The following is a 26,597-nucleotide window of genomic DNA, read 5'->3' as shown; positions in this document are numbered from 1 at the left end:
CTCAGGCGGCGGCCGGCGCTTCCTGGGTGTCGACGATGTCGACCGAGAAGGTCAGCGCCGCGGTCTTTTCAAGCATGGCCGAAGCCGAGCAGTATTTTTCGTGCGACAACTGCACGGCGCGCTCCACGGCGGCCTGCGGCAGGTTGCGGCCCGTGACGGTGAAGGCGAAATGGATGCGGGTAAAGACCTTCGGGTCGGACTCGGCGCGTTCGGCCTGAAGCTTGACGCTGCATCCGGTGACGGCGTGGCGGCCGCGCTTCAGGATCAGCACCACGTCGTACGCCGTGCAGCCGCCGGTGCCAGCCAGCAGCATTTCCATCGGGCGCGGCGCCAGGTTGTGTCCGCCGCCGTCCACGGCGCCGTCCATTACGGCCACGTGGCCGCTGCCGGTGCTGGCGGTAAAGAGCATGCCGTTGGGGCCGCCCCAGTCAATCGTGCATTCCATTTTGAGTGTCCTTCCGCATTGAGCGCAGTCAATGGTCGATGATACCTGTTGCGTACAATTCCAGGCATGAGAGCCCCGCCCCGCATCAGGGGTGTGTGGCGCCAGTTTGCCCAGGAGCCGCCCATGTCCACTGCTTTGTCTCAATCCGGACCCGTTTCCATTCGCCGCCGCATCGGCCCGCTGGATGCCTTGCTGGCCGAGGCCGACCGCGCATTGCGCGTGCTGTCCAACAGCGCCACGGCAGGCCGGCCATATCCGGCCACGACGCCCGACGCGCCGGGCGCGCTGTCCGAGCAGGACAAGCGCCACGCCGCCGGCCTGATGCGCGTGAACCACGTGGGCGAAATCTGCGCCCAGGCGCTGTACCGCGGCCAGGCCTCGGTCTGCCGCGAACCCGGCCCCCGCGCGCTGCTGCTCAATGCCGCCGCCGAGGAAGTCGACCATCTGGTCTGGTGCAACGAACGGCTGACCGAGCTAAACAGCCGGCCCAGCCTGCTGAACCCGGTCTGGTATGCCGGTTCTTTTGCATTGGGCGTGTTGGCCAGCTACGCCGGCGTGCCCCGCAATCTAGGCTTCATGGCCGAGACCGAAAAACAGGTCGAGGCCCATTTGGACGAACATTTACGCACCTTGCCGGTGCAAGACGAACGCTCGCGCGAGGTCGTCCGAAAGATGAAAGACGACGAGGCCGAGCACCGCGCCAGCGCCGAGCGGGCAGGGGGCGTACCGCTGCCGGGGCCTGTAAAGACGGCCATGCGGGCGATGTCCAAGGTGATGACCACCACGGCGTACTGGATCTGAATGCCGGCCCGAATCGATCTTTAAGGGTCTTTAAGGAAATGTTGCACTGCGCCAATTTGGCCGCATCGTGGTGCGCGGCGCACTGAATTGGTGCGGTTTGCGGGGTGGGATTACCCGGAACCGCCAAGGGTAAATCCGCAAGGGGTTTACCCGTTCGGCAAAAACCCTTTTTTGGACCAAGTCGTTGCCAGCTATGGCTCTCCAGGCGGCGGTCGCGAAATTTGCGGCGAAAATGCAACGTCGAATTTGACCTTTTAAAGAGATCAAAAAAATTCTTGCATCGCACAAAAAACCTCGGTACTATTCATTCATCGGATGTTGAAACGCAGTCGGCGCGGTGCAAAACCCCGACAGCGCAGCGAGCAGAAAGCCAGCTCCCAACATGCCACGGTTGTCTCCTCCACCCTCCTCCTTTGGTGGATTTAGCCCGAGATCTCACGATCTCGGGCTTTTTTTTGCCTGGAAATAATCCGTCCCTATTTATTGACATTTGCGACCCGGCCCGCGCGGCAAGCCCGGCCATCCTCCCTATGGACGCGTCCGTGTTTTCCCTTGGATATTTCGTATGCGCCAAGGCGGAAAGCTCTACAATCGCCAGCATGAAATCCGTACTTCTGCGCGCACGAACGGCCCCGGCAGGGGCGTTACGTTTCGTGCCCGTGAATTGCACTTCCTTATCCCTCACATATATGGGCGTTACACCTGCCTCCCATAATGGCGGGCCTGTCTCGATAGACCAACCAAAGGTGATCCAGTGACCTGGCTGTATATCTGCGTGGTCGCGTTCATGGTGGGGGGACTCATCGTGTGGTCGGAGCGCTGGCATGGCCGCTTCACCGGCGACAGCGACCTCAATAAACCACAAGCGAACCATTCCCGCGCCACGCCCCGCGTTGGCGGCCTGGCCGTTCTGGCCGGCACGCTGCTGGGCCTGCTGGTGCTTGGCCCGGCCAACATGACCCTGACGTGGCTGTGGCCCGCCTTGTTCGTTGCCGCGCTGCCCGTGTTCGTCGCGGGCCTGCTGGAAGACATCACGAAAGACATCGGCGCCAGCAAGCGTTTGCTGGCGGCTTTCCTGTCGGCGGCGATTGCCTGGTGGCTGCTGGGCGGCGTCAGCCGTGTCGGCATGGCGCCTGTGGACTACGTGCTGTCGTACTGGCCCGTATCGCTGTTGTTCACCATGTTTGCCGTGGGCGGCTGTACCCATGCGCTGAACATCGTTGACGGCATGAACGGCCTGGCCGGCATGGTCGCCACGCTGATGGCGGTGTCGATCAGCCTGGTGGCCTTGCAAGTGGGCGACGTGCCCATCTTCATGATCGCCGCCGCATTGGCATCCGCCACACTGGGTTTCCTGGTCTGGAATTTTCCGTTCGGCCGCGTCTTCCTGGGCGACGGCGGGGCGTACTTCCTGGGCTTCATGCTGGCTGAGCTGGCCGTGTTGCTGGTGGTGCGCAATCCGTCGGTGTCGCCGTTCTACGCGCTTGCCGTGTTGTTCTACCCCGTCTTCGAAACCGGTTTTTCGATCTGGCGTCGCCGCTTCAAGCGCGGCGTGCCGGTCGACCAGCCGGATGCGCTGCACTTGCACCAACTGGTGTTCCGCCGCCTGGTCCGCGTGACCTTCAGCCGTGGTCGCCGCCATGCCGTGCCGGCGCTGTGCAACGCGATGGCGTCGCCCTACATGTGGGTGCTGGCGCTGATCGGCCTGGTGCCGGCCACCATCTGGTGGGACAACGCGTGGGCGCTGGGCGCCAGCCTGCTGGTGTTCGCCAGCGTCTATGTCTGGCTGTATGCGCGCCTGGTGTCGTGGCGCCGCCCCGGCTGGCTGCTGCTGCCGTCCGTTTTGAAGACCTCGGATTAAGAGTTGAGCGCCCCGGCGATCACCGCCGGGGGCTCGTTAGTCATCGATCACCCGACCATATTTAAGATGCCGTAAACGTTCTACGGTGAAGGGAGAGTTATGTTGCAAATTCAGGATGTGAAACTTGCCGTCGTGGGCCTGGGCTATGTTGGCCTGCCCTTGGCGGTGGAGTTCGGCAAGAAGCGCTCGGTCATCGGGTTCGATATCAACACGCGCCGTATCGACGCTTTGAAGGCCGGCCACGACCACACGTTGGAAGTCAGCGACGAAGAGTTGGCCGAAGCCGCTCAGCTGACCTACACCGCCGACCGCGCCGAACTGGGCAAGGCGAACGTGTTCATCGTGACGGTGCCCACGCCCATCGACGAATACAAGCAGCCCGACCTGACCCCGCTGGTCAAGGCCAGCGAAACGATTGGCGCCGTGCTCAAGCGCGGCGACATCGTCATCTACGAATCCACCGTGTACCCCGGCGCCACCGAGGAAGACTGCGTGCCCGTGCTGGAACGCGTGTCGGGCCTGAAGTTCAACGTGGACTTCTACGCCGGCTACAGCCCCGAACGCATCAACCCGGGCGACAAGGATCACCGCGTCAGCACCATCAAGAAAGTCACGTCCGGCTCGACGCCCGAAGTCGCCGAACTGGTCGACCAGCTGTACAAGCAGATCATCACCGCCGGCACGCACAAGGCCTCCAGCATCCGCGTGGCCGAAGCCGCCAAGGTGATCGAGAACACGCAGCGCGACGTCAACATCGCGCTGATCAACGAACTGGCCCTGATCTTCAACAAGATGGGCATCGACACCGAAGCCGTGTTGCAAGCGGCCGGCACCAAGTGGAACTTCCTGCCGTTCCGCCCGGGCCTGGTCGGTGGCCACTGCATCGGCGTGGACCCGTACTACCTGACCCACAAGGCGCAGTCCATCGGCTACCACCCCGAAATCATCCTTGCCGGTCGTCGCCTGAACGATTCGATGGGCGGCTACGTGGTGTCGCAGCTGGTCAAGTGCATGACCAAGCAGCGCATCCATGTGCAAGGCGCGCGCGTGCTGGTCATGGGCCTGGCCTTCAAGGAAAACTGCCCCGACCTGCGCAACACCCGCATCGTGGACATCGTTGGCGAACTGCGCGACTACAACGTGGAAGTGGACGTCTACGACCCGTGGGTCGACCCGGAAGAAGCCGTGCACGAATACGGCCTGACCCCGGTGGCCAAGCTTGAAGAAGGCAAGTACGACGCCGTGATCCTGGCGGTGGCGCACAACCAGTTCAAGGCCATGGGCGCCGAAGGCATCCGCAAGCTGGGCAAGCCGCAACACGTGCTGTACGACCTGAAGTACGTGCTGTCGCCCGCCGAATCCGACCTGCGTCTGTAAGGATTCCGCTATGACCACGCGATTTGAAACCATCAAGCAAGAACTCGCCGCCCAGCCGCGCAAGTGGCTGGTGACCGGCTGCGCCGGCTTCATCGGCTCGAACCTGTTGGAAACGCTGCTCAAGCTGAACCAGACCGTGACCGGCCTGGACAACTTCGCCACCGGCCACCAGCGCAATCTGGATGAAGTGCGCGACTCGGTGTCGCCCGAACAGTGGGCGCGTTTTTCCTTCGTGGAAGGCGACATCCGCGATCTGGCCGCCTGCCAGCGCGCGACCGAAGGCGTTGATTTCGTCCTGCACCAGGCCGCTTTGGGCTCGGTGCCGCGTTCGCTGAAAGACCCGATCACCACCAACGAAGTGAACATCGGTGGCTTCCTGAACATGCTGGTCGCCGCGCGCGACGCGGGCGTGAAGTCGTTCGTCTATGCGGCCTCCAGCTCCACCTACGGCGACCATCCGGCCCTGCCGAAGGTGGAAGAGAACATCGGCAAGCCGCTGTCGCCCTACGCCGTCACCAAGTACGTGAACGAACTGTACGCCGACGTGTTCGCGCGTTCGTACGGATTCGAGACCGTGGGCCTGCGCTACTTCAACGTGTTCGGCAAGCGCCAGGACCCCGACGGCGCGTACGCCGCCGTGATCCCGAAGTGGACCGCCGCCATGATCAAGGGCGAAGACGTCACCATCAACGGCGACGGCGAAACCAGCCGCGACTTCTGCTTCGTCGACAACGCCGTGCAGGCCAATCTGCTTGGCGCGATGGCCTCGCCCGAAGCGCGCAACCAGGTCTACAACGTGGCCGTCAGCGGCCGCAGCACCTTGAACGACCTGTTCGGCTTCCTGGTCACGGCGCTGGGCAACCAGAACGTGAACTACGCCAAGAAGCCGGTCTACGCCGACTTCCGCGCCGGCGACGTGCGCCATTCGCAGGCCGACGTCAGCAAGGCCGGCCGTCTGCTGGGCTACGTGCCGTCGCACACCGTGCTGCAAGGCCTGGAAGTGGCCATGCCCTGGTACACGCAATTCCTGCGTTGATTTGAAAGCACTCGTCCGCAAACTCGGCAACATCCACCCGGACCATCAGCGCATTTTCAAGGGCGCGTTCCGGGTGGCGGTGTTCCTTCTGCTGGGCAAGGCCGCCGGCGCCATCAAAGAGATGGCGGTGGCGTACCGCTACGGCGTCAGCGACGCCGTGGACGCCTACCAATTCACGATGACCATGGCCACCTGGCTGCCGGTCACCATCGTGGGCGTGCTGTCAGTGGTGCTGATCCCCGTGCTGGTGCGACTGCGCCGCGCGGATGATGCCGAGCGCGACCAATTCATCAAAGAACTGCAAGGCTGGGTTGCCGCGGCCGGTGTCGCGCTGGCGATAGCCACCTGGTTTGCCTGGCCGTACGTTGTGGACGCCTTGGGCAAGGGCTTGCCCGAGCGCGTGCGCGGCATGACGGGCGACCTGCTGGTGGCCTTCGCCCCGGTGTCCGCCTTGCTGCTGATCGCGGGCATCAGTGCCGCGCGCCTGCGCGCGCACGAGCGCCACGTCAACACCTTGCTGGACAGCGTGCCCGCCGTGGCCACGCTGGCCTGGGTCATGCTGGCCGTCAGCGCCGACGGCGTGGGCCCGCTGCTGTGGGGCACCTTGGTGGGCTACGCCATCCAGACCGTCTGGCTGGCCTGGCTGGCCGCGCGCGCCGATGGCGGCTTCTGGGGCGCGCCGCGCCTGACGCTGCGTTCGCCGCATTGGCCCGAACTGATGGGCGCGGCCGGCGTGATGCTGATCGGCCAGGTGGCCATGAGCTTTGTCGGCCCGCTGGACCAATACGCCGCCGCCAACCTGGGCGCCAACGCCAACGCCACGCTGGGTTACGCCAGCCGGCTGCTGTCGCTGCTGCTGGGCATCGGCGCGGTGTCGGTCGGGCGCGCCGCGTTGCCCGTGCTGGCCGATGTGCAGGCGCGCGGCGATACCGACCGCGCGCGCAGCATGGCATTGAAATGGTCCGTGCTGATGGTGGGCGCGGGCGCGGTGGCCGTGGCTATCGGCTGGGTGCTGGCGCCCTGGGGCGTGTCCGTGCTGTTCCAGCGCGGCGCCTTCACCGCCGAGAACACCGAGGCCGTGGCGCACGTCTTGCGTTGGGGCCTGTTGCAACTGCCTTTCTATTTTGGCGTGTTGATCCTGGTGCAATTGCTGGCCAGTCAGAATCGCTACCGCATCATGGCCGCCATCGCCGTGGCCAACTTCGCGCTGAAGGCCGTGTTGAACACCGTGCTGGCGCCCAAGATGGGCGCGGCCGGCATCATGCTGGCAACCAGCCTCATGTATGTGCTGTCCTTCGCCTGCTACCTGGTGGTGGCGATGCGCAAGGCTGAACCCAAGGAGGCCGATTGAATGTCGCAAGCCGACTCCGGCCGCGCGCTGCGCGTGCTGCTGTTTATCCATTCGCTGCATGGCGGGGGCGCTGAACGGGTTGCTGCCGACCTGAGCGCGCACTGGGCCGGCATGGGCCGCGAGGTCATGGTCGTAACGCAGGCCAACGCCGACGGCGACGTCTACGCGCTGCACCCCAAAGTGCGCCGCGAAGTGCTGAACACGGCGGGCGAGGGCGGCGGGCTGCGCGGCATCTGGAGCAACGTGCAGCGCGTGCGCGCGTTGCGCCGCGTCATTAAGGCATTTCGGCCGGACATCGTGCTGGGCATGATGACCACGGCGTCCGTGCTGTCGGTGCTGGCCGCCTCGGGGCTGGGCTGCCGCGTCATCGCCACCGAACACACCCATCCGCCGTCGCAGACGCTGTCTGGCCTGTGGCAGCGCCTGCGCCGCATGACCTATCCGCGCGCCGCCCGTGTGGTGGCATTGACCCGTGGCACGGCCGACTGGATCGAACACCACGTGCCGGGCTCGCGCCTGGCCGTCATCCCCAACCCGGTGCATTGGCCGCTGCCGCGTGCCGAGCCCATGCTGGCGCCCAACGCGGCGCCTGATCGCAAGCGTCTGCTGGCCGTGGGCCGTCTGCACGCCGACAAGGGTTTCGACCTGTTGATCCAGGCCTACGCCACCCTGGCCCCGTCGCATCCGGACTGGGATCTGGTTATCCTGGGCGAAGGCCATGAACGCGGCGCGTTGCAGGCACAGATCGACCAGGCGGGCCTGGGCCAGCGCATCTCGATGCCCGGCCGCGCCGGCAACGTGGGCGACTGGTACGACAGCGCCGACCTGTACGTGCTGACTTCGCGCTTTGAAGGCCTGTCCAACACCTTGCTGGAATCCATGGCCAGCGGCCTGGCGGCGGTGTCGTTCGATTGCGATACCGGCCCGCGCGAGATTGTGCGCGACGGCATCGACGGCGTGCTGGTGCGGCCCAACGGCGATGTGCCGGCGCTGTGCAAGGCGCTGTCCGAAGTCATGGAAAATGACGCAAGGCGCCAGCGGATGGCGCAAGCGGCAACCGATGTGCGCGACCGTTTCTCGGCCGCGCGCGTGTTGCAGCAATGGAAAGAACTTTTTGACGGCGTGCGCGAATCGGGCCGCTAGGCCCTGCGGCACGCCGTTGCTACGGTGACCACGAGAACCTCATCATGTGTGGAATAGTCGGAATTTGGGGCCCCATCGGGAACAAGGAACGGTTGCTGGCCGAAAGCTGCCGCCGCATCCGCCATCGCGGGCCGGACAGCAACGGCTTCTGGGAAGACCCGGAAGCCGAAGTGGCGCTGGGCCACGTGCGCCTGGCCATCCTGGACCTGACCGAAGCCGGCCACCAGCCCATGACGTCCGCTTGCGGCCGCTACGTGATGGTGTTCAACGGCGAGGTCTATAACCATATGGACATCCGCAAGCAGCTGGAGCAATCGGCACTGGCGCCCACCTGGCGCGGCCATTCCGATACCGAAACGCTGCTGGCCGGTTTTACCGCGCTGGGCATCGAAGCCACGCTGCAAGCGGCGGTTGGCATGTTCGCCATCGCGCTGTGGGATCGCGCATCGCGCAAGCTGATGCTGGCGCGCGACCGCATGGGCGAAAAGCCGCTGTACTACGGCTATTCGGGCGCCGAACTGGTGTTTGCGTCCGAGTTGAAGGGCTTGATGCCCATCCCCGGATTCGGCCGCGACCTGAATCGCAATGCGCTGGCTTCGTACATGCGCCACAACTACATTCCCGCGCCGCAATCCATCTACCAGGGCATCAATAAGCTGCCCCCCGGAACGTGGATCGAATTCACCGCCGACGACACTCGCAGCCGCCGCATGCCGGAACCGCGCGTGTACTGGTCCGCCCGTGAAGCCGCCGACGCGGCGGCGCGCGCGCCCTTGTCCTTCGGCACCGATGCCGAAGCCGCCGAGGCGCTCGAAGGCGTGCTGTCCAAGGCGGTCGGCGGCCAGATGCTGTCAGACGTCAGCCTGGGCGCGTTCCTGTCGGGCGGCATCGATTCGTCGACCATCGTGGCATTGATGCAGGCGCAAAGCGCCAAGCCCGTGCGCACCTTCGCCATCGGTTTCCACGAAAAAGGCTATGACGAGGCGCAGCACGCCAAGGCCGTCGCCACGCACCTGGGCACCGATCACACCGAGCTTTACGTGACCGCCGACGATGCGTTGGCGGTGGTGCCGTCGCTGGCCGATATGTACGACGAACCGTTCGCGGATTCCTCGCAGATCCCGACGTCGCTGGTCACCAAGATGGCGCGCCAGCACGTCACCGTGGCGCTGTCCGGCGACGGCGGCGACGAGCTCTTCGGCGGCTACTCGCGCTATTTCCGCGTGAACAACTGGTGGCAACAATGCGAGCGTGTGCCCGCAATGCTGCGCAAGCCGGCCGGCGCGCTGCTGTCCGCCTCGGCCCAACTTCCCGGGCGCGGCGCCTGGCGTGGCAAGGTCGGCAAGCTGGGCGAGCTGCTGCGCACCGATTCGCGCGGGGATTTCTATCGCCACTTCGTGTCGTACTGGCCGGAGCCGTCGCAGGTGGTCAAGGGCGGCGTGGAGCCCGTGTCGGAATTCGCGCGCGACATGCAAGGGTCAACCTTCGAAGCCATGATGAAGCTGGACACGGTCACGTATCTGCCGGACGACATCCTGGTCAAGGTTGACCGCGCGGCCATGGCCGTCAGCCTGGAAACGCGCGTGCCGCTGATCGATCACCGCGTGTATGAATTTGCCTGGAGCCTGCCGCATCAATACAAAGTTCGCGGCAACACGGGCAAGTGGCTGCTGCGCCAGGTGCTGCATCGCCATGTGCCGCAGGCGCTGGTGGACCGCCCCAAGCGCGGCTTTGCCGTGCCGCTGGCCGCCTGGTTGCGCGGCCCCTTGCGCGAATGGGCCGATGCGTTGCTGGACCCCGCGCGGCTGCGCCAGGAAGGCTGGTTCGAACCCGAGCCCATCCTGCGCAAATGGCGTGAACACACCTCGGGCCACCGCAACTGGGACAGCCACCTGTGGGGCGTGTTGATGATGCAGGCCTGGCTGGATCGTTATCGTGCAGCACCGGATCAAGGGGGAACGATTGGGAGTCGTTGACGTATGAGAATTCTGATGTTGGTCAGTTCCATGCACGCGGGCGGCGCCGAACGGGTGGCCGCCACGCTGGTGAATGCATGGGCCGAACGCGGGGATACCGTCACGTTGACGCCCACTTATTCGTCCAAGGGCACGTGCTTTTATCCGTTGTCCGACAAGGTCCAGCTGGCCTGGCTGGCGGATATCGCCGGCACCCGCGCCTCGGGCGCGATGGCGGCGTTCAAGCGCTTGATGGCCCTGCGCAAACACATCCGCGACACCAAGCCCGATGTGGTCGTGTCATTCCTGACCAACGTGAACGTGGCCGCCATTTTGGCCACGCGGGGCCTGGGCGTGCCCCTGATCGTCTGCGAACGTACCAACCCCGTGGCCGAGACCACGACGGGCACCGTGTGGCGCCGGCTGCGCCGGCTGCTGTATCCGCGCGCCGACATGGTGACGGTGCAGGCCGAAGACACCGCCGGCCCGTTCTCGCGCCAGGTGCCGGGCATCAAGCGCCTGGCTGTCATCCCCAACCCCTTGCCCGCGCCCTTGCTTGAAGCACCGCGCGTGGTGCAGCACGACGGTGACGGCCCACGCGAACTGCTGGCCATGGGCCGCCTGGTGACCGATAAGCGCTTCGATCTGTTGATCGACGTGTTCGCGCAGTTAGCGCCAGCGCATCCCGATTGGAATCTGCGCATCTGGGGCGAAGGCCCGGAACGCGCGGCGCTGGAAGCGCAGGTTGCCAAGCTGGGCCTGCAAGCGCGGGTCAGCCTGCCAGGCCGTACCGAAACTCCGTGGGAAGAACTGGCGCGTGGCCAGGCCTTCGTGCTTAGCTCGCTGGTGGAAGGGTTTCCGAACGTGCTGCTGGAAGCCATGTCGCTGGGCTTGCCGTGTGTGGCCTTCGATTGCCCCAGCGGCCCGCGCGAAATGACGCGCGACGGGCAGGACGCCTTGCTGGTGCCCACCGGCAACCGCGATGCCTTGCGCGACGCCTTGCAACGCATCATGAGCGACCCGCTCTTGCGTCGGCAATTGGGCGACCGCGGCGCGTCCGCCGTACGCCAGCGTTATGCGCTTTCCAGCGTGCTGTCGGAATGGGACGAACTGTTCGACGCGGTGCGGGAGGGGCGATGAGCACCCCGGCATTACATGTGCTGCACGTGATCACCGGCCTGGGTCAGGGCGGCGCGGAATCCGTGCTGCTGCGTCTGGCGACGTACCCGGAAGCGGGTGTGTCGCACACCGTCGTGTCCTTGACCGATGAAGGCATCTACGGCCAGCGCCTGCGCGATGCCGGCGTCGCGGTGCATGCCTTGGGCATGAAGCGCGGTCGCGTCAGCCTGGGCGGTTTCATGGCGCTGCGCCGCTTGATCGCCGACACGCGTCCCGACGTTGTGCAGACCTGGATGTATCACGCCGACCTGATCGGTGGCCTGGCCGCGCGGCTGGCCGGCGTGCGCGCCATTGCCTGGGGCATCCGCAATTCCGGCGAACACCTGGAACGCAGCAGCCGGTCGGCGCGCATCGTCTTGCGCGCTTGCGCGTTGTTGTCCGGCAGCGTGCCGCGCGCCATCGTGTGCGCGGCGCAGAACGCCGCCGAACGCCATGCCGAAAAGGGCTACCGGCGCGACCGCATGGTCGTCATTTCCAATGGCTATGACCTGTCGCGTTATGCGCCGGACGCCCAGGCCCGCACGCGCATGCGCGCGCAATGGGGCCTGTCCGAAGACGCGCCCGTGATCGGCAGCGTGGCCCGCTGGGACCCGTTGAAAGATCACGCCAACCTGCTGCGCGCCGTGGCCGCGCTGGTGCGCGACGGGCGTGACGGCGGCTTGCGCTGCGTGCTGGTCGGACGCGGCATGACGCCCGACAACCCCGAACTGGCTGCCTTGATCGACAAGCTGAACCTGCGCGACCGCCTCATCTTGGCCGGCCCCAGCGACGACGTGCCCGCCGTGATGAACGGGCTGGACCTGCATGTGCTGTCCAGCTGCGCCGAAGGCTTTCCCAATGTGGTGGCCGAGGCCATGGCGTGCGGCGTCTATTGCGTGGTGACCGACGTGGGCGACGCCGCCTACATCGTTGCCGACACCGGCGTCGTCGTGCCGCCCGAACAAGCCGAAGCGCTGGCGCGGGGCATCGAAACCGCGCTGTGCGATGTCGCCGCGCGAGGCACGGGCCGCGCCGGGGAAGCCGGCCGCGCGCGCGTGCTGGAAAACTTTGATCTGGCACGCATGGTGCAACGTTACATCGCCGTATGGCGCCGTATTTCTGGAGCCAACGCATGAGTCGCCGCCTGATGTTTGTGGTCAACAACCCCGCGTTTTTCATGTCGCACCGCGTGCCGGTGGCGCTGGCGGCGCAGCAGGCGGGCTATGACGTGCACGTGGCCACGATGGATGGCCCGGCGGTGGCCGACATTCAGGCGCTGGGCATGACGCATCACGCCATCCCCATGACGCGCAGCGGCAAGCATCCCTTGCAGGAACTGGGCACGTTGCGCGCGCTGGTGCGCCTGTTTCGCCGCGTGCGCCCGGACGTGGTGCACCTGGTCACGATCAAACCGGTGCTGTACGGCGGCATTGCCGCGCGGCTGGCCCGCGTGCCGGGCATGGTGGCGGCGATCTCCGGGCTGGGCTTCGTGTTCCTGTCGAACTCATTGAAGATGCGCCTGGTGCGCGCCGTGGTGGCGCGTCTGTACCGCGTGGCGCTGGGCCATCCGAACAGCCGCGTGATTTTTCAGAACGCCAATGATCGCGACCTGCTCAAGTCCCTGGGCGCGGTGCGCGACGAGCAGGTCGTCATGATCCGTGGCGCGGGGGTGGACCTGGATGCCTATCGCGCGTCGCCCGAACCGCCGTCGCCGCCCGTCGTGGTCACGATGGTGGCGCGCTTGTTGCGCGACAAAGGCGTGCGTGAATTTGTCGATGCGGCATCGCTGCTGCGCAAGCGCGGCGTGCCCGTCACGATGCAGCTGGTGGGCGGGGTGGACGCGGGCAACCCCACGTCGGCCACGCAAGAAGAGGTGGAGGCCTGGCAGCGCGAAGGCGCGGTGCAGGCGTTGGGCGAGCGCTCGGACATCGCTGATTTGTACGCCGCCAGCCATATCGCCGTGCTGCCGTCGTATCGCGAAGGGCTGCCCAAATCGCTGATCGAAGCCGCGGCTTGCGGGCGCGCGGTGGTCACGACGGACGTGCCCGGTTGCCGAGATGCCATCGACCCCGGCAAGACCGGCTTGCTGGTGCCGGTGCGCGATGCCGCATCGCTGGCGGACGCCATCGCGCGTTTGGCGGACGATGCCGTGCTGCGCCAAGCGATGGGCACGGCGGGGCGCGAGCTGGCCGAACGCGAGTTCGATATCCGTCAGGTTGCGCGCGTGCATGTTGAGCTGTACGACGCGCTGGGGCGTCGCGCGGCTGGCGGCTAGCCCAAGGCCGCCACCGACGCGCGGCCAGTATCCGGCAATCCCAGCCCGTGCCATGTCTAGCGCCGGCAGCGTCCCGCGCTGCCGCGCTGTCCGCCTACTGCCGCCGCGCGATCGCGTCGATCCAGAAGCGAGTCGACGGGTCCTGCTGGCTGGGCTGCGGCGAATCCAGCTCGCGCATGATGCCCTTGGCCAGCGCCTTGCCGAATTCCACACCCCACTGGTCGAACGGGTTGATGCCCCAGATCACGCCTTGCGTGAACACCTTGTGTTCGTACATCGCCAGCAACGCGCCCAGCGTGTAGGCCTCAAGGCGCGGCAACACGATCAGCGTAGACGGGCGCCCGCCAGGATGAACGCGGTGTTGCGCGAGCCATCGCGCGCGCGCCGGATCACTTTCGGTGGCGGACGTTTCCGCCAGCGCCTCGTCAAGGGATTTGCCGCGCAGCAGCGCCGAGCGTTGCGCCAGGCAGTTGGCAATCAGCAGTTCGTGATGGCGGGCGTAGGCGTGGTCCGGCTGTTCGCACAAGATGAAATCCACGGGCGCACCCATCGCGTCCTGGTGCATCCACTGGAAAAACGTGTGCTGGCAGTCGGTGCCCGACATGCCCCAGATCGCGGGCCCCGTGGGCACGTCGACGGGGCTGCCGTCGGCCGTTGCGACCTTGCCCAGCGACTCCATTTCCAACTGCTGCGCCCACGGCACCAGGTGATACAGCCGTGAATCGTACGGCGCGATCACCAACGAGTCATAGCCCAGCACGCTGCGGTTGACGACGCCCGCCAGCGCCATCTGCACCGGCGCGTTCTCCGCCAGGGGCGCCGTGCGGAAATGTTCGTCCATGGCCGCCGCGCCCGCCAGCAACTGGTCAAACGCGTCGTTGCCCAGCGCCAGCGCGATGGGCAGGCCGATGGCGGACCACAACGAATAACGGCCGCCCACCCAGTCCCAGATCTGAAAGATGTGGTCGGGCAGGATGCCCAGGTTCAGCGCGGCTTCCACGTTGGCGGTAATCGCCACCACTTGCTTGATCGGGTCTGCCACGCCGGCTTCGCGCAGCCAGTTCATGGCCACTTCGGCGTTGGCCAGCGGCTCGGTCGTGGTGAACGATTTGGACGCGACGATGACCAGCGTGTCGTGCGGGTCCAGGCGGCTCATGGCGTCGGCGACGGAATGCGAATCCACATTCGATGCGAATCGCACTTCGCGCCGGGCGCCGCCATGGCGCAAGGCACGCGTCACCAGGCGAGGCCCCCAGTCGCTGCCGCCGATGCCCAGGTGCAGCACGTAGCCGTAGCGGTCGGCACGATCCGCTTCGCGTACAAATTCGCGCAAGCGGTCGCGTTCGGCCTGCACCATCTTGGCCACCGGGGCGGGCGGGTTGGGCGCGCGCAGGGCGGTATGCCAGGCCGCGCGGCGCTCGGTCCAGTTGGCGTGACCCCCGTCGAACAACAAGGCGCGGGCGGCGTCGAAGTTCTGCTGCGCCAGAAGCGCCTCGGACGCCGCGTGCAAGGCCGGCGAATGCGGCTGGGTGCTCAGGTCCAGCCGCAGGCCCGGGGCGTTGATGACCCTGAGCTGCTCGCCGCGCAAGGGCGCGGCCTTGGCGGCTGCCGAGAATTGTTGCCAGGCCGGGCTGTTGGATAGCGACATGGACGCAATCAGAACGGCAATGTCGCTTCCGGTGCGAGCTTGCCCAGTTCGCGTCGGAAGTCGGCCTGGATGCGCGCCAGCGCCTCGGCGTTTTCCGCCTCGAAACGCAGCACGACAACGGGCGTGGTGTTGGACGGGCGGGCCAGGCCGAAGCCGTCGGCGTATTCCGCGCGCACGCCGTCGATGGTGAGCACGCGGCGGGCGTCGGGGAACTGGCCGTGGTCCTGCAAACCCTTGACCAGGGCGAAGGGTTGGCCTTCTTCCATTTCCAGCTTCAGCTCGGGCGTGGATACGTCCTGCGGCAGCGCTTCCAGCGGCGCGCAGGCGTCGGCCTGGCGCGACACGATTTCCAGCAGGCGCGCACCGGTGTACAGGCCGTCGTCAAAGCCGTACCAGCGTTCCTTGAAGAAGATGTGGCCGCTCATCTCGCCGGCCAGCGGCGCGCCGGTCTCGGCCAACTTGGCCTTGACCAGGGAATGGCCCGTCTTCCACATCAGCGGAACGCCGCCAGCGGCTTCCACGGACAGCCCCACGTGGCGGCTGCACTTGACGTCGTAAATGATGGTGGCGCCGGGGTTGCGGTCCAGCACGTCGCGCGCGAACAGCACCAGCTGGCGGTCCGGCCAGATGATCTGTCCGGATTTTGTGACCACGCCCAGGCGGTCACCGTCACCGTCAAAGGCCAGGCCCAGTTCGCAGTCGGTTTCGGCCACGCACTTGATCAGGTCTTGCAGGTTCTTGGGTTCGGCCGGGTCCGGGTGGTGGTTGGGAAACGTGCCGTCCACCTCGCAGAACAGTTCGGTCACTTCGCAGCCCAGCGCGCGGAACAGCTGCGGCGCCACGGCGCCGGCCACGCCGTTGCCGCAGTCGATGGCGATTTTCATGGGGCGGGCGAGCTTCACGCCCGAGGCCACGCGCGCGATGTAGGCGGCGACCAGGTCCAGCTGGCGGCGCACGCCGGCGCGTTCAGCCGGGGCCGAGGCCGCGCCGTTCATGGCGGCGCCCAAGGCCTGTACCTCGTCGCCATACAGCGCGCGGCCGCCCATCATCATCTTGAAACCGTTGTACTTGGGCGGGTTGTGGCTGCCGGTGATGGCCACGCCGGAACCGGTCTGCATGATGTTGGCCGCGAAGTAGACCAGCGGCGTGGGCACCATGCCGACATCCAGCGTATCGACCCCGCCTTCCAGCATGCCTTCCTGCAAGGCATCGGACAGCATTTCGCTGCTGAGGCGGCCGTCGCGGCCCACCACCAGGGTCTGCACGCCTTCTTCGCGTGCGCGGGCGGCCAGCGCCACGCCTAGCGCGCGGGCGAACGTTGCATCGATCAGGTCCGGCACAGTGCCGCGAATGTCATACGCTTTGAAGACGGAAGCGGGAAATTGCGTGTTGTTGTTGCCCACGACGATTCCTTGAAGAAGAAGGTTGCAGCGCTGGTTTTGATGGGTCTAGTGGTAAACCCGTATATCAAAACCCGACCGGGTTAAGCAAGAAAAGTGAATTATCCCCCATCGGCGCATGCGCCTCATCCGACGGGAGCAGTAGGGCGTCTTAAGGGTGGCGCCCGCCCTGAAATGGTGCGTAGCACGTAGCGTGCCGCTTTGATCCGGTGCGCGGGCGGGGTCGGTTCGAATCTGCGACGGGCTGCGGCGGCATGGCCCACAAATTGCTTGTCATGGGAAGGTGATACGCTTGCGCTGCAAGCAGAAAGACCGGGAGAGGCCATGGGTGCCAAAGTTTCTACTGTGATGTCATCGGGGGGCGCCAGCAGCCGGCGCGGTCCTCCCACGGACTACGCCGGGCCGGCCGCGGGCCGTGAACGCCGGCTTGATATCCATGTATTTGTTTCCGAGGCGGGCGAAATGGTCGCCGGCCGCGCGTGGGAACGCTGCGTCTGGCGCGAGGCCCGCGTGTTGATCGCCGAATGCCCGGCGCCACATCTGCCGTCTTCGATTGAAACCGCGTTGCGCACCATTGCCGCCGACGTCGCCCGAGACCGCAACTGGCAAGGCATGGGCGCCGTGGCATTTTCCCTGGACGACCGCAGCGGCGTGTTCCGCGTGATTGGCGCCGAAGCGCAACCGCATGCCGGCTCCATCGTGGCCAGCCCGGACGCCGTTGGCGCGCATGCGCTTGAAATGCGTATCGACGGCTGCGTCGACCGCCGCTTGCCCTGCACCCGCCTGCTGGTCTGCGGCGACACGCGGGGCGAGGCATTGCGCCGCGCCTACCGGGCGTTGTCTGAAATGCCCGGCCCGGCCGGCACCGACCGCGCCTTCCTCATGAACCGCATCGCCTCGCGCGCCTATTGTTCCGGCCTGACGGGCACGCGTCTGGATCAGGCCGTCGGCTAGCGCGGCGCTTCAGCCCGCGCCCTTGAACCCCTACAATAGCCCGCACATCCCTAGACCCGTGCCTGGGCGCGCCCAGGCCCCTTCTTGTGCGGCGCCTATGACATTGTTGAGCGATCTTCAGTCCCTGCTGGGTTTCACGAATGTGCTGACCGGCGAGGACGCCGCGTCCTATGTGCTGGACTGGCGCCGCCGTTATCGCGGGTCGGCCCTGGCGGTGATCCGGCCCGGCTCCACTCAGGAAGTGGCCGACGCCGTGAAGCTGTGCCTGAGCCACGGCGTGCCGGTGGTGCCCCAGGGCGGCAACACCGGCCTGTGCGGCGGCGCCACGCCGGACGACACCGGCCGCGCCGTCGTGCTGTCCACGGGCCGCCTGACAGCAGTGCGCAATGTGGATACCGACAACGACACCATCACGGTCGAAGCGGGCTGCATCCTGCAAGCCGTACAAGAGGCTGCCGCGGGCGCGAACCGGCTGTTTCCGCTGAGCCTGGCCGCCGAAGGCAGCTGCACCATCGGCGGCAACCTGGCCACCAATGCCGGCGGCACGCAGGTGCTGCGCTACGGCAATACGCGCGACCTGACGCTGGGCCTGGAAGTGGTGACGGCCGAAGGCGAAATCTGGCACGGCCTGCGTGGCCTGCGCAAAGACAACACCGGCTACGACTTGCGCGACCTGTACATCGGCAGCGAAGGCACGCTGGGCATCATCACCGCCGCCACGTTGAAACTGTTTCCCCGGCCCGTTGCCAGCTGCACCGCGCTGCTGACCCTGGACACGATCGACCAGGCGGTTGAAGTGCTGTCCCGCGCGCGGGCTGGCTTTGGCGCCGCGTTGACGGGTTTCGAACTGATGAGCAACGCCTGCCTGCAAGCCGTGGTGCGCCTGTTCCCGCAACAGCGCCTGCCCTTCGAAGGCGACTCCGCCGAATCGCCGTGGTTCGCGCTGCTTGAACTGTCCGATAGCGAAAGCGAGGCCCACGCGCGCGAACGCTTCGAGGCCGTGCTGGGCGAGGCCATCGACGCCGGCTTGATCCACGACGCCGCCATTGCCGCCAACGTCGCGCAAAGCCGGGCGCTGTGGCACCTGCGCGAAAGCATCCCGCTGGCCGAAGCCGAGCTGGGCAAGTCCGTCAAGCACGACGTGTCCATTCCCATCTCGTCCATCGCCGGCTTCGTGCACAAGACCAACGCGCTGCTGCAAGCGCGCTTTCCCGGCGTGCGGCACGTCATCTTCGGCCATCTGGGCGATGGCAACCTGCATTACAACGTCGCCAATGCGCCCGGCCAGACCGAAGCCGAGCTACTGGCCTTGCAAAGCGAGATCTATGGCGTGGTGCATGACAGCGTGCATGCGCATCAGGGCTCCATCAGCGCCGAGCACGGCGTGGGGCAGCTCAAGCGCGACGAATTGCCGCGCTACAAAAGCCCGGTAGAGCTTGCGCTGATGCGCCGCATCAAGCGCGCGCTGGACCCGCAAGGGCTGATGAATCCGGGTAAGGTCCTGCAAGCCTAGCGCGCGCTTGCGCCGCCACTTGCGATCTACTGAACAGGGAGCCCACAACATGGCAGTCAGCCCCGCGGCGGGAGCAAATCACCGGGTGTTGATCGTTGAAGACGATCACATCATCGCCGGCAACCTGTATTCATTCCTGGAGGCGCGCGGCTTCCTGCCCGACGTGGCCTACACCGGCCACGCTGCTCTGGAACGCCTGAAGGCGCAGCGCTTCGATGCGCTGATCCTGGACATCGGCCTGCCGGGCATGGACGGGAACGCGGTGCTGCACACGCTGCGCACCGACATGCGCGCCGACGTGCCCGTCCTGATGCTGACCGCGCGCGACAGCCTGGAAGACAAGCTGGCGGGGTTTTCCCATGGCGCCGACGATTACCTGACCAAGCCTTTCGCGCTGCTTGAAGTCGAAGCCCGCCTGCTGGCGCTGATCCAGCGCGCCAAGGGGGCGACGGTGGACGCGGTGCGCGAATTCGGTCCGCTCAAGTACGACACGCGCAGCCGGGGCGTGCTGGTCAACGGCCAGCCCGTGCATCTGACGCGCAAGGCCAGCCTGATCATGGACGCGCTGATGCGGGACCCCGGCCGCGTGGTCGCGCGCGAAGAACTGGAATCGCTGTTGTGGGGCAACGAACCCCCGTCGTCGGACGCGTTGCGCAGCCAGGTCCACCTGTTGCGCCGCGCGTTGGCGGACGCCGGTTTTGACGGCATCGAAACGCTGCACGGCACTGGCTGGCGTCTGACGCTGAACGGAATATGTCCATGACGCGCGCCACGGGCGGCACATTGACCCAGCGCGTGGTGTGGGCGCTGACTGGCACCGTCGCGCTATTCGTGACGGCGCTGGCGCTGCTGGCCTACCTGACGTTTGACCAGATGGAAGACGACCTGGTCAACGACATCCTGAACACCGAAATGGACCGCCTGGTGCAGCATGCGCGCAGCAGCGACGACTTCCTGCCGCGCGGCGGCGTGCGCGAGCTGGGCGGGTCGATGCGCGCCTGGATGAGCGTGGCTGGGCAGCGCCCGGCCGGCATACCCGACGAAGTGCTGGAACTGGATAACGGGCTGCACCTGATCGAACCGGAAGCCTACACCTGGCACGTGATGGTGGCCGATACGGGGCGGGGCAAGGTGTACCTGCTGTACGACGCCACCGACAACGAAGAACGCGTCCATGATTTCGGCTTGATCGTGCTGGGCGTGGGCGCCATCTGCGTCGTGGGCGCGTACGCCTTGTCGCGCCGCGTGGCGGGGGTGGCGGTGGGTCCGCTGCTGGACCTGACCGACCGGCTGGCCACCTGGGCGCCGGGTGCGCCAGACATGGCCGTGACCCGCGATGACGAGGCCGGCCGCCTGATCGAAGCCTTTAACCGCGTGCAGAACCAGGTCGACCGGTCCATCGCGCGCGAGCGAGAATTCGCCGGCAACCTCAGCCACGAAGTGCGCACGCCGCTGGCCGCCATCCGCTCGGACAGCGAGCTGATGCTGCTGACCCAGGCGTTGACGGCCGACCAACGCGAGCGCCTGACGCGCGTAGTGGACAACGTCGACGACGTGATCGTGTGCCTGGAAAGCGCCCGCGCCATGGCGCGCGATCAGTTGCTTCCGCCCGCGCCCGTCGACATCGCCGAATGCATGCAGGACGCCTGGCGCGGCTACGAGGCGCAGGGCGCGCTGGCCGAGCTGCGTTTCGACAATCAGATTGCCTCCGGCCATGTGTTGACACTGGATCGCTACGCCTTGTTGACGGTGCTGCGCAACTTGGTGCGCAACGCCGTCGAGCATGCCGCGCCGGCTACGCTGACCGCCACGTTTCGCGCGCCTGACGTGCTGGAACTGAGCGACGACGGCAAGGGCATCGCGCCGGACGACCTGCCTTTCCTGTTCCGCCGCTATTACAGCGGCCGCATGCGCGACACGGTCGCCGCCGGCCAGCACGAGACGGCGCGCGGCCTGGGGCTGGCCATCGCCAAGCGCGTCTGCGACATGCAGGGCTGGCTGCTTACCGTGGAATCGTCGCGCGAGCCGGCATCGCGCGGCACCCGGTTCCTGCTGCGGTTCGACGCGCATTCCACCGCTGTTGCGCCGCAAACACAGACCTGAATTTGACGATTATTCGACCTTCGGGGCGCTAACCTCAGCGATTCCCCGAACCGTCCCCTGGTCCTTGCCACCATGCCGTCCCCACCGCTGTTCCCGGCGCGTGCGCCCACGCTTGCCTGGTATTTGTGCAGCCAACTGATCGGCGTGACGTTGGCCTTGGCGGCCGCCGCCTGGTGGACCAACGTGTCGGGACTGGATCTGCGCATTGCGCATGCGCTGTTCAGCCCGGTGCTGAACGATTTCCCCCTACACACCAACCGATTGCTGGAAATGCTGGGCCATCGCCTGGTGCTGGTGCTGCCCATCGGCGTGGCCCTGGCCGCTGTCGGTGTGGTCGCCGCCAGCTTTCGCGTGCCGGCGTGGCGACAGTGGCGCGGCGCCGCGCTGGCGCTGGCGGCCACATGCCTGGTCGGACAGGTACTGGTCAATCAACTCAAGCACCACACGACGCTGCCGCGTCCTTACGACCTGGAGACGTTGGGCGGCTACACGCCGTATCCGCTGCACTGGTGGACGTGGGTACGCGCCAGGGCGGGCGGCGCCTTGCCCAGCGGCCATGCGGGCGCGGGGTATTCAATGTTGACCCTGTACTTTTTCGGCTGGGCGCTGAAACGGCCTGCATGGCGTTGGTGGGGCCTGGCGATGGGCGTGTCGGCCGGCGTGCTGTTTTCAGTGGTGCGCATTTTGCAGGGCGCGCATTTCCTGAGCCAGACGCTGTGGTCGGCGACCCTGCTGTGGTTTCTGGCCGCGCTGTTCTTCATGCCGCTGATCGTCAGGCGGCATGCCGGCGGCCGGGCCGATGCGGAACGGCCCGGTCCATCCGGCCCGTCCCGCTTGTCGCGCGATCAGTTAAGCAATACGCCCGGCAGCCACAGCGAGAACGCGGGCACGTAGGTCACCAGCGCCAGCGCGGCCAGCAGCGCGCCATAGAACGGCCAGATCGTTCGCATGACCGTCCCCACCGATACCCCGCCGATGGCGCAACCCACAAACTGCGTGGTGCCCACCGGCGGCGTGTTCAAGCCCAGCGCGCAGTTCAGCAACATGACGATGCCGAACTGAACCGGCCCCATGCCGTACTGCATGCAGATCGGCAGGAAAATGGGCGTGCAGATCAGGATGGTGGCGGCCATGTCCAGGAACGTGCCCAGCACGAACAGGATGATGTTGACCATCAGGAAGATGGCCCACGGGCTGGTCGATATCGAGGCCATCAACTCGCCGGTTTTTTCGGCCACGCCGTAAAAGCTGATCAGATAGCCGAAAGTGGCCGAAATGCCGATCAGCAGCAACACCACGCCCGTCGTCTTCACCGCCTTGCTGGCCGCGCGCACGAACTGGTCCCAGGTCAACGAGCGATACACGAACACCGTCAGCGCCAACGCGTACAACACCGCCACCGCAGCCGATTCCGTCGCGGTGAACACGCCGCTGAGAATGCCGGTGATGATCAGCACCACCACGAACAGCCCCGGTGTGGCGGCCACCAGCGAGCGCAACACGATGTGCCAGCCGGGGAAGGTGCCCGCCGGATAGCCCCGGCTGCGTGCCACGAAATACGCGGCGGCCAGGTTGCACAGCGTCAGGATCAACGCGGGCACGACACCGGCGGCAATCAGCGCGGCAATGGATACTTTGCCGCCCGCCGCCAGGGTGTAGATGATGATGTTGTGGCTGGTCGGCATCAGCGCGCCCACCAGCGCCGCGTGCGTGGTGACGTTGACCGCGTAGTCGGCGTGATAGCCCTCGCGCTTCATCATCGGGATCATCACCGACCCCATGGCCGACACGTCCGCCACCGGCGAGCCCGACACGCCGCCGAACAGCGTGCAAGCCACCACGTTGGACATGCCCAGCCCGCCGCGCACATGCCCCACCAGCGACTTGGCGAAGTTGACGATGCGGTCGGCGATGCCGCCATACAGCATCAGCTCGCCCGTGAAGATGAAAAAGGGAATGGCCAGGAACGAGAACGCGTTCATGCCCGAGGTCATCTGCTGGAACGCCACGGCCAGCGGCAGGTCCTCGACCATGATCGCGGTGATGGACGACAGGCCGATGGCGAAGGCCACCGGCACGCCGATCACCAAAAAGCCCATGAACGTAAACGAAAGCAGTGTCAGCGCCATGCCGGTACCACCTTATGGTTGCGCAGGATCGCGATGATGTGCTCCAGCGAAAAGAGCGCGATCAAGGTGCCCGACAGGGTTGCGGGGATGTACTTCCAGGCGTTCGAGATGCCCAGGTTGGGGATCTTGTAGGCGTGTACGGATTCCGCCAGCACGCCGCAGTTCCAGGCCATCAGCACGCCGAACAGCAGCACCAGCAGGTGGATGAAGATGCGCAAGCGCCGCTGCCCGCCGGCAGGCAGCGCTTCCAGCAGCGACTCGAAGCCGATATGGCCCGCATCGCGCACGCCAACCGCCGCGCCCAGCATGGTGACGTACAGCACCAGCAGCAGCGCCAGGCTTTCGGCCCAGGTGGGCGTGCTGTTGAGCACGTGGCGGCCGAAGATCTGCAAGCTGACCGCGATGATCAGGCAGACCAGCCCGAACACGCTGGTCCACATGCAGGCTCGCGCCAGCAGGGCGCAGCCGCGCGTGTAGGCGTCCAGCGGGCCGGCCAGGGCTTGCGCCCGGCCCACCGCTGCTACACCGGTTTCATTCGTGGGTGTGGCCAACATGTCGCCCTCACTGGACAGCCTGGATCTTCGCGACCAGGTCTTTCATTTCTGGCGTGGTGACAAAGCGGTCGTACACCGGCTTCATCGCGCCCTGGAAAGACGCCTTGTCCACGTCCACGATCTGCGAACCCGCCTTCTCGACGATGGCGCGCGACTTTTGTTCGCGTTCGTCCCACAGCTTGCGCATGAAGGGCACCGATTCGCGCGCGGCCTCGCGCAGGATCTTCTGGTCTTCGGGCGCCAGCTTGTCCCACTGGCGCTTGGAGAAGATCAGGATCTCCGGCGTCATGGTGTGCTCGGTCAGCGCGTAGTACTTCGCCACTTCGTAGTGATGCGCGCTTTCGTAGCTGGGGAAGTTGTTTTCGGCGGCGTCCACCAGACCCGTCTTCAACGACGTATAGACCTCGCCCATCGGCATGGGCGTGGCGTTGGCGCCCATGGCCTCGACCATGGCGACGGACAGGTCCGACTGCTGCACGCGGATCTTCATGCCCTTGGCGTCGGCCAGCGTCTTGACGGGCTTGTTGCGCGTGTACATCGAACGCGAGCCGCTGTCGTACCAGGCCAGCCCGACAAAGCCGGCCGCCTCGCAAGACCGCAGGATCTGATCGCCGATCTCGCTGTCCAGCACCTTGTGCAGATGTTCTTTTGAACGGAACAGGAACGGCAGCGACGGCACGCGCGTGGTCTGGCAGATGTTGTGCATGGCGGCGCTGGACACGCGCGCCATGGCCAGCGCGCCCAGCTTGACCTGTTCGATCGAATCGTCTTCGTTGCCCAGCGCGCCACCCGCATAGACCTTGACGGTGATGCGGCCGTTGGTGCGTTGCTTGACCAGTTCGCCGAACTGGCGCACGGCTTGCACGGTGGGATAGTCGTCGGGATGGATGTCGGCGGATCGCAGCTCGGCCGCGTTGGCCAGGGGAACAAGGGTCAGCAAGGCAGCCGCCGCCAGGATGGCGCGGGTCAGGGTGGGGCGCAGCATGTCTACCTCCGGTTGGAGTACGGCGTTTCGTTATGGGCCAGGACGGCCTCGAAGCTCTTCGTGTACAGACCTACGTTGCGTGGGGCGCGTTAATGCCGCCCCGGTCGGGTGCTAGCCGGCGCTTGCGGTTTCCTCCAGGCCCCGCGCGCCGGGGCGCAGGGCAAACACGGCGCCGTCCAGCGCGCCGGGGGCGGCGTCGGCAGGGCGTATCGACGTGATGAAAAGGGTGTCCATGCCCGCGCCGCCAAAGGCGCACATGGCGACCTTGCGAGCGGGAACGGTGTAGGTCTGGTCCAGCCGGCCGTCGGGCGTGTAGCGGTAGACGCGGCCGGCGTCGTTGCCGCAAATCCAGTAGCAGCCGTCGGCGTCGACCGCGGCGCCGTCGGGGCGGCCGGCGGGCAAGGCGGCGATGAACGGGCGGCGATTGTGGGGCGTGCCGCTGTCCACGTCGTAATCAAACGCCCACACCATGGCGCGCGACGGGTGCGAATCGGACAGGTACATCGTCTTGCCGTCCGGGCTGAATGCCAGGCCGTTGGGCACGATCAGGTCATCCACCAGCACGGTCAGGTCGCGCGCGCTGGCGCTATAGCGATACAGGCGGCCGGCCGCTAGCGCGCGGCCCATGTCCATCACCATCGTGCCCGCCACGAAGCGGCCTTGCCGATCGTTGCGGCCATCGTTAAAGCGCATGCCGGGCGCGGCGTGTGCCACCGGCGCGAGCAGGCGCGGGTGGCAAGGTGCGTCGGGCAGCAGCGCGTCGCATTCGTACACGCCGTCTTCCATCCCCAATAGCCAGCCCGCGCCGCGCATGGCGATGCAGCCCGCCATCCGCGGCAGCGCCCATTGCGCGAATTCGCCGCTGGCGGGCGACCAGCGCCACAGCGTTTTGTTGGGAATGTCGGTCCAGGTGTAGGTCTGGTCGCTGGCGCGCCAGACCGGGCTTTCTCCGACGCCGCACAGCATGTCTCCAACGCGTTCGGCGATTGCGGGCATGGGGACGCCTACTTGGTGGAAACCGGGGGGAAGGGGAACGGGCCGGCCTTGACGAACGCGCCGCCCTGGTAGCGCGCAACCGGATCGTCGGCGGCCAGCGGCGGCTGCGCTTCGACCTGCGCACGGAAGACCTCGGAGGAATCCTTGGGCACAAAGCCCAGCACCTTTGCGGCGTCGTCGCGCCACCAGCTGTCTCGGTTGGCGGACGCGCCATAGACGATCAAGTGCCCGACGTCGGGCGTGAACAGCGCGCGCGTGACCAGGTTGGTCAGGTCGTCGTAGCTGAGCCAGGTAACCAGCATGCGGCGGTCTTTGGGTTCGGGGAACGACGAACCGATGCGCAGGCACACGGTTTCGATGCCGTAGCGGTCGAAGTAAAAGCGCGACAGATGTTCGCCATAGGCTTTGGACAGGCCGTAATAGCCGTCGGGCCGCAACGGCACGTTGGCGTCCAGTTGTTGGCCCTGTTCGTAAAAGCCGATGACATGGTTCGAGCTGGCGAACACCACGCGCCGCACGCCGTGCACGCGGGCGGCCTCGTACAGGTTGTAGACGCCCTGGATGTTGGCCGGAAGAATCTGTTCGAACGGGCGTTCAACCGATACACCGCCCAGGTGCAAGATGGCATCCACGCCCTGCACCAGCGACGACACGGCGGCGGCATCGGCCAGATCGCACGGGACGGCTTCTTCGCCATCGCCCGCGGCGGCCATGGGTGCCACGTCGGATATGCGCAGCAGGTCGGTGAATGCTTTGAGTCGGGGACGGAGCACTTGTCCCAGGCCCCCGGCGGCGCCGGTGAGTAATAGACGCTGGCAGCGGGTGGTCGCTGGCGGCGGGTTGACGGTTCTGCTCATGTCGCAACGCTCGGTAGAAGGTGCGGAGTGGGAACGTATCTGGTACGTTGTCGTAC

Annotated in this window: 23 protein-coding genes; 15 read left to right on the top strand and 8 right to left on the bottom strand. The window is 66.3% G+C overall.

Annotation, left to right across the window (positions count from 1 at the left end; all coding sequences use genetic code 11):
• Position 1 precedes the first annotated feature (1 nt).
• Positions 2-445, bottom strand: a complete 444-nt coding sequence (locus tag YH64_RS15275) for an OsmC family protein (protein WP_046805086.1) — start codon at positions 443-445, stop codon at positions 2-4.
• A 123-nt stretch (positions 446-568) separates the two neighbouring features.
• Between YH64_RS15275 and coq7 the strand changes: the two genes are divergently transcribed.
• The 10 genes from coq7 to YH64_RS15225 all read left to right on the top strand — a co-directional run bounded on the left by coq7 (position 569) and on the right by YH64_RS15225 (position 13,402).
• On the top strand, positions 569-1,246 hold the full coding sequence (coq7, locus tag YH64_RS15270; protein ID WP_046805085.1) for a 2-polyprenyl-3-methyl-6-methoxy-1,4-benzoquinone monooxygenase: 678 nt from the start codon (positions 569-571) through the stop codon (positions 1,244-1,246).
• Between the two features lie 754 nt (positions 1,247-2,000).
• Positions 2,001-3,107 (top strand): glycosyltransferase, encoded by a 1,107-nt coding sequence (locus YH64_RS15265; RefSeq protein WP_046805084.1) that lies wholly within the window; start codon positions 2,001-2,003, stop codon positions 3,105-3,107.
• Between the two features lie 99 nt (positions 3,108-3,206).
• A complete protein-coding gene (gene tviB / locus YH64_RS15260) occupies positions 3,207-4,484 on the top strand; it encodes a Vi polysaccharide biosynthesis UDP-N-acetylglucosamine C-6 dehydrogenase TviB (protein ID WP_120156990.1) in 1,278 nt (425 codons plus the stop codon).
• Positions 4,485-4,494: 10 nt separating this feature from the next.
• Entirely contained in the window at positions 4,495-5,520 is a 1,026-nt protein-coding gene (locus YH64_RS15255) for an SDR family oxidoreductase (RefSeq protein ID WP_046805083.1), read from the top strand.
• A gap of 1 nt (position 5,521) precedes the next feature.
• Positions 5,522-6,871 (top strand): murein biosynthesis integral membrane protein MurJ, encoded by a 1,350-nt coding sequence (gene murJ / locus YH64_RS15250; RefSeq protein ID WP_046805082.1) that lies wholly within the window; start codon positions 5,522-5,524, stop codon positions 6,869-6,871.
• A complete protein-coding gene (locus tag YH64_RS15245) occupies positions 6,872-8,014 on the top strand; it encodes a glycosyltransferase family 4 protein (RefSeq protein WP_046805081.1) in 1,143 nt (380 codons plus the stop codon).
• 44 nt (positions 8,015-8,058) lie between these two features.
• Positions 8,059-9,990 (top strand): asparagine synthase (glutamine-hydrolyzing), encoded by a 1,932-nt coding sequence (asnB, locus tag YH64_RS15240; RefSeq protein ID WP_046805080.1) that lies wholly within the window; start codon positions 8,059-8,061, stop codon positions 9,988-9,990.
• Between the two features lie 3 nt (positions 9,991-9,993).
• The gene (locus YH64_RS15235; RefSeq protein ID WP_046805079.1) at positions 9,994-11,109 is read left to right on the top strand and encodes a glycosyltransferase family 4 protein; all 1,116 of its coding nucleotides are present in this window, start codon (positions 9,994-9,996) and stop codon (positions 11,107-11,109) included.
• Positions 11,106-12,263 carry a glycosyltransferase gene (locus YH64_RS15230; RefSeq protein WP_046805078.1) on the top strand — a complete coding sequence of 386 codons (1,158 nt, stop codon included), beginning with the start codon at positions 11,106-11,108 and terminating at the stop codon, positions 12,261-12,263. The genes YH64_RS15235 and YH64_RS15230 overlap by 4 nt, the downstream gene beginning before the upstream one ends.
• The gene (locus YH64_RS15225) at positions 12,260-13,402 is read left to right on the top strand and encodes a glycosyltransferase family 4 protein (RefSeq protein WP_046805077.1); all 1,143 of its coding nucleotides are present in this window, start codon (positions 12,260-12,262) and stop codon (positions 13,400-13,402) included. Before YH64_RS15230 ends, YH64_RS15225 begins: the two co-directional genes overlap by 4 nt.
• A gap of 94 nt (positions 13,403-13,496) precedes the next feature.
• Here YH64_RS15225 and pgi read toward each other — a convergent pair whose 3' ends face one another.
• On the bottom strand, positions 13,497-15,050 hold the full coding sequence (gene pgi / locus YH64_RS15220) for a glucose-6-phosphate isomerase (protein ID WP_046805076.1): 1,554 nt from the start codon (positions 15,048-15,050) through the stop codon (positions 13,497-13,499).
• An 8-nt stretch (positions 15,051-15,058) separates the two neighbouring features.
• Positions 15,059-16,453 carry a phosphomannomutase/phosphoglucomutase gene (locus YH64_RS15215; protein WP_046805075.1) on the bottom strand — a complete coding sequence of 465 codons (1,395 nt, stop codon included), beginning with the start codon at positions 16,451-16,453 and terminating at the stop codon, positions 15,059-15,061.
• Between the two features lie 321 nt (positions 16,454-16,774).
• On the opposite strand from YH64_RS15215, the gene YH64_RS15210 reads away from it, so the two are divergent.
• The 5 genes from YH64_RS15210 (at position 16,775) to YH64_RS15190 (ending at position 21,914) form a co-directional block, all read left to right on the top strand.
• Complete coding sequence (locus YH64_RS15210) at positions 16,775-17,404, top strand: BPTD_3102 family carboxylase-like protein (protein ID WP_046805074.1); 630 nt, start codon at positions 16,775-16,777, stop codon at positions 17,402-17,404.
• Positions 17,405-17,501: 97 nt separating this feature from the next.
• Entirely contained in the window at positions 17,502-18,917 is a 1,416-nt protein-coding gene (locus tag YH64_RS15205; RefSeq protein ID WP_046805073.1) for an FAD-binding oxidoreductase, read from the top strand.
• A 49-nt stretch (positions 18,918-18,966) separates the two neighbouring features.
• Positions 18,967-19,680, top strand: a complete 714-nt coding sequence (locus YH64_RS15200) for a response regulator transcription factor (protein ID WP_046805072.1) — start codon at positions 18,967-18,969, stop codon at positions 19,678-19,680.
• On the top strand, positions 19,677-21,020 hold the full coding sequence (locus tag YH64_RS15195; protein WP_143215397.1) for a HAMP domain-containing sensor histidine kinase: 1,344 nt from the start codon (positions 19,677-19,679) through the stop codon (positions 21,018-21,020). Before YH64_RS15200 ends, YH64_RS15195 begins: the two co-directional genes overlap by 4 nt.
• A 72-nt stretch (positions 21,021-21,092) precedes the next feature.
• Positions 21,093-21,914, top strand: a complete 822-nt coding sequence (locus tag YH64_RS15190) for a phosphatase PAP2 family protein (RefSeq protein ID WP_046805070.1) — start codon at positions 21,093-21,095, stop codon at positions 21,912-21,914.
• On the opposite strand, the gene YH64_RS15185 is transcribed toward YH64_RS15190, so the two are convergent.
• The 5 genes from YH64_RS15185 to YH64_RS15165 all read right to left on the bottom strand — a co-directional run bounded on the left by YH64_RS15185 (position 21,866) and on the right by YH64_RS15165 (position 26,541).
• A complete protein-coding gene (locus tag YH64_RS15185; RefSeq protein ID WP_046805069.1) occupies positions 21,866-23,149 on the bottom strand; it encodes a TRAP transporter large permease in 1,284 nt (427 codons plus the stop codon). The genes YH64_RS15190 and YH64_RS15185 overlap by 49 nt on opposite strands.
• The gene (locus YH64_RS15180; RefSeq protein ID WP_082134494.1) at positions 23,140-23,703 is read right to left on the bottom strand and encodes a TRAP transporter small permease; all 564 of its coding nucleotides are present in this window, start codon (positions 23,701-23,703) and stop codon (positions 23,140-23,142) included. Before YH64_RS15180 ends, YH64_RS15185 begins: the two co-directional genes overlap by 10 nt.
• A 7-nt stretch (positions 23,704-23,710) precedes the next feature.
• The gene (locus tag YH64_RS15175; protein WP_046805068.1) at positions 23,711-24,688 is read right to left on the bottom strand and encodes a TRAP transporter substrate-binding protein; all 978 of its coding nucleotides are present in this window, start codon (positions 24,686-24,688) and stop codon (positions 23,711-23,713) included.
• A gap of 111 nt (positions 24,689-24,799) precedes the next feature.
• On the bottom strand, positions 24,800-25,684 hold the full coding sequence (locus tag YH64_RS15170; protein ID WP_046805067.1) for an SMP-30/gluconolactonase/LRE family protein: 885 nt from the start codon (positions 25,682-25,684) through the stop codon (positions 24,800-24,802).
• Between the two features lie 8 nt (positions 25,685-25,692).
• Positions 25,693-26,541: an NAD(P)-dependent oxidoreductase gene (locus YH64_RS15165; protein ID WP_046805066.1), complete on the bottom strand. Its 849-nt coding sequence runs from the start codon at positions 26,539-26,541 to the stop codon at positions 25,693-25,695.
• Positions 26,542-26,597 lie beyond the last annotated feature (56 nt).

The sequence above is a fragment of the Achromobacter sp. LC458 genome, assembly GCF_001005835.2.
GTDB lineage: Bacteria > Pseudomonadota > Gammaproteobacteria > Burkholderiales > Burkholderiaceae_B > Achromobacter > Achromobacter spanius_B.
Note: the sequence above shows the minus strand (reverse complement) of the source record. Positions and strands in the feature narration are given on the sequence as shown.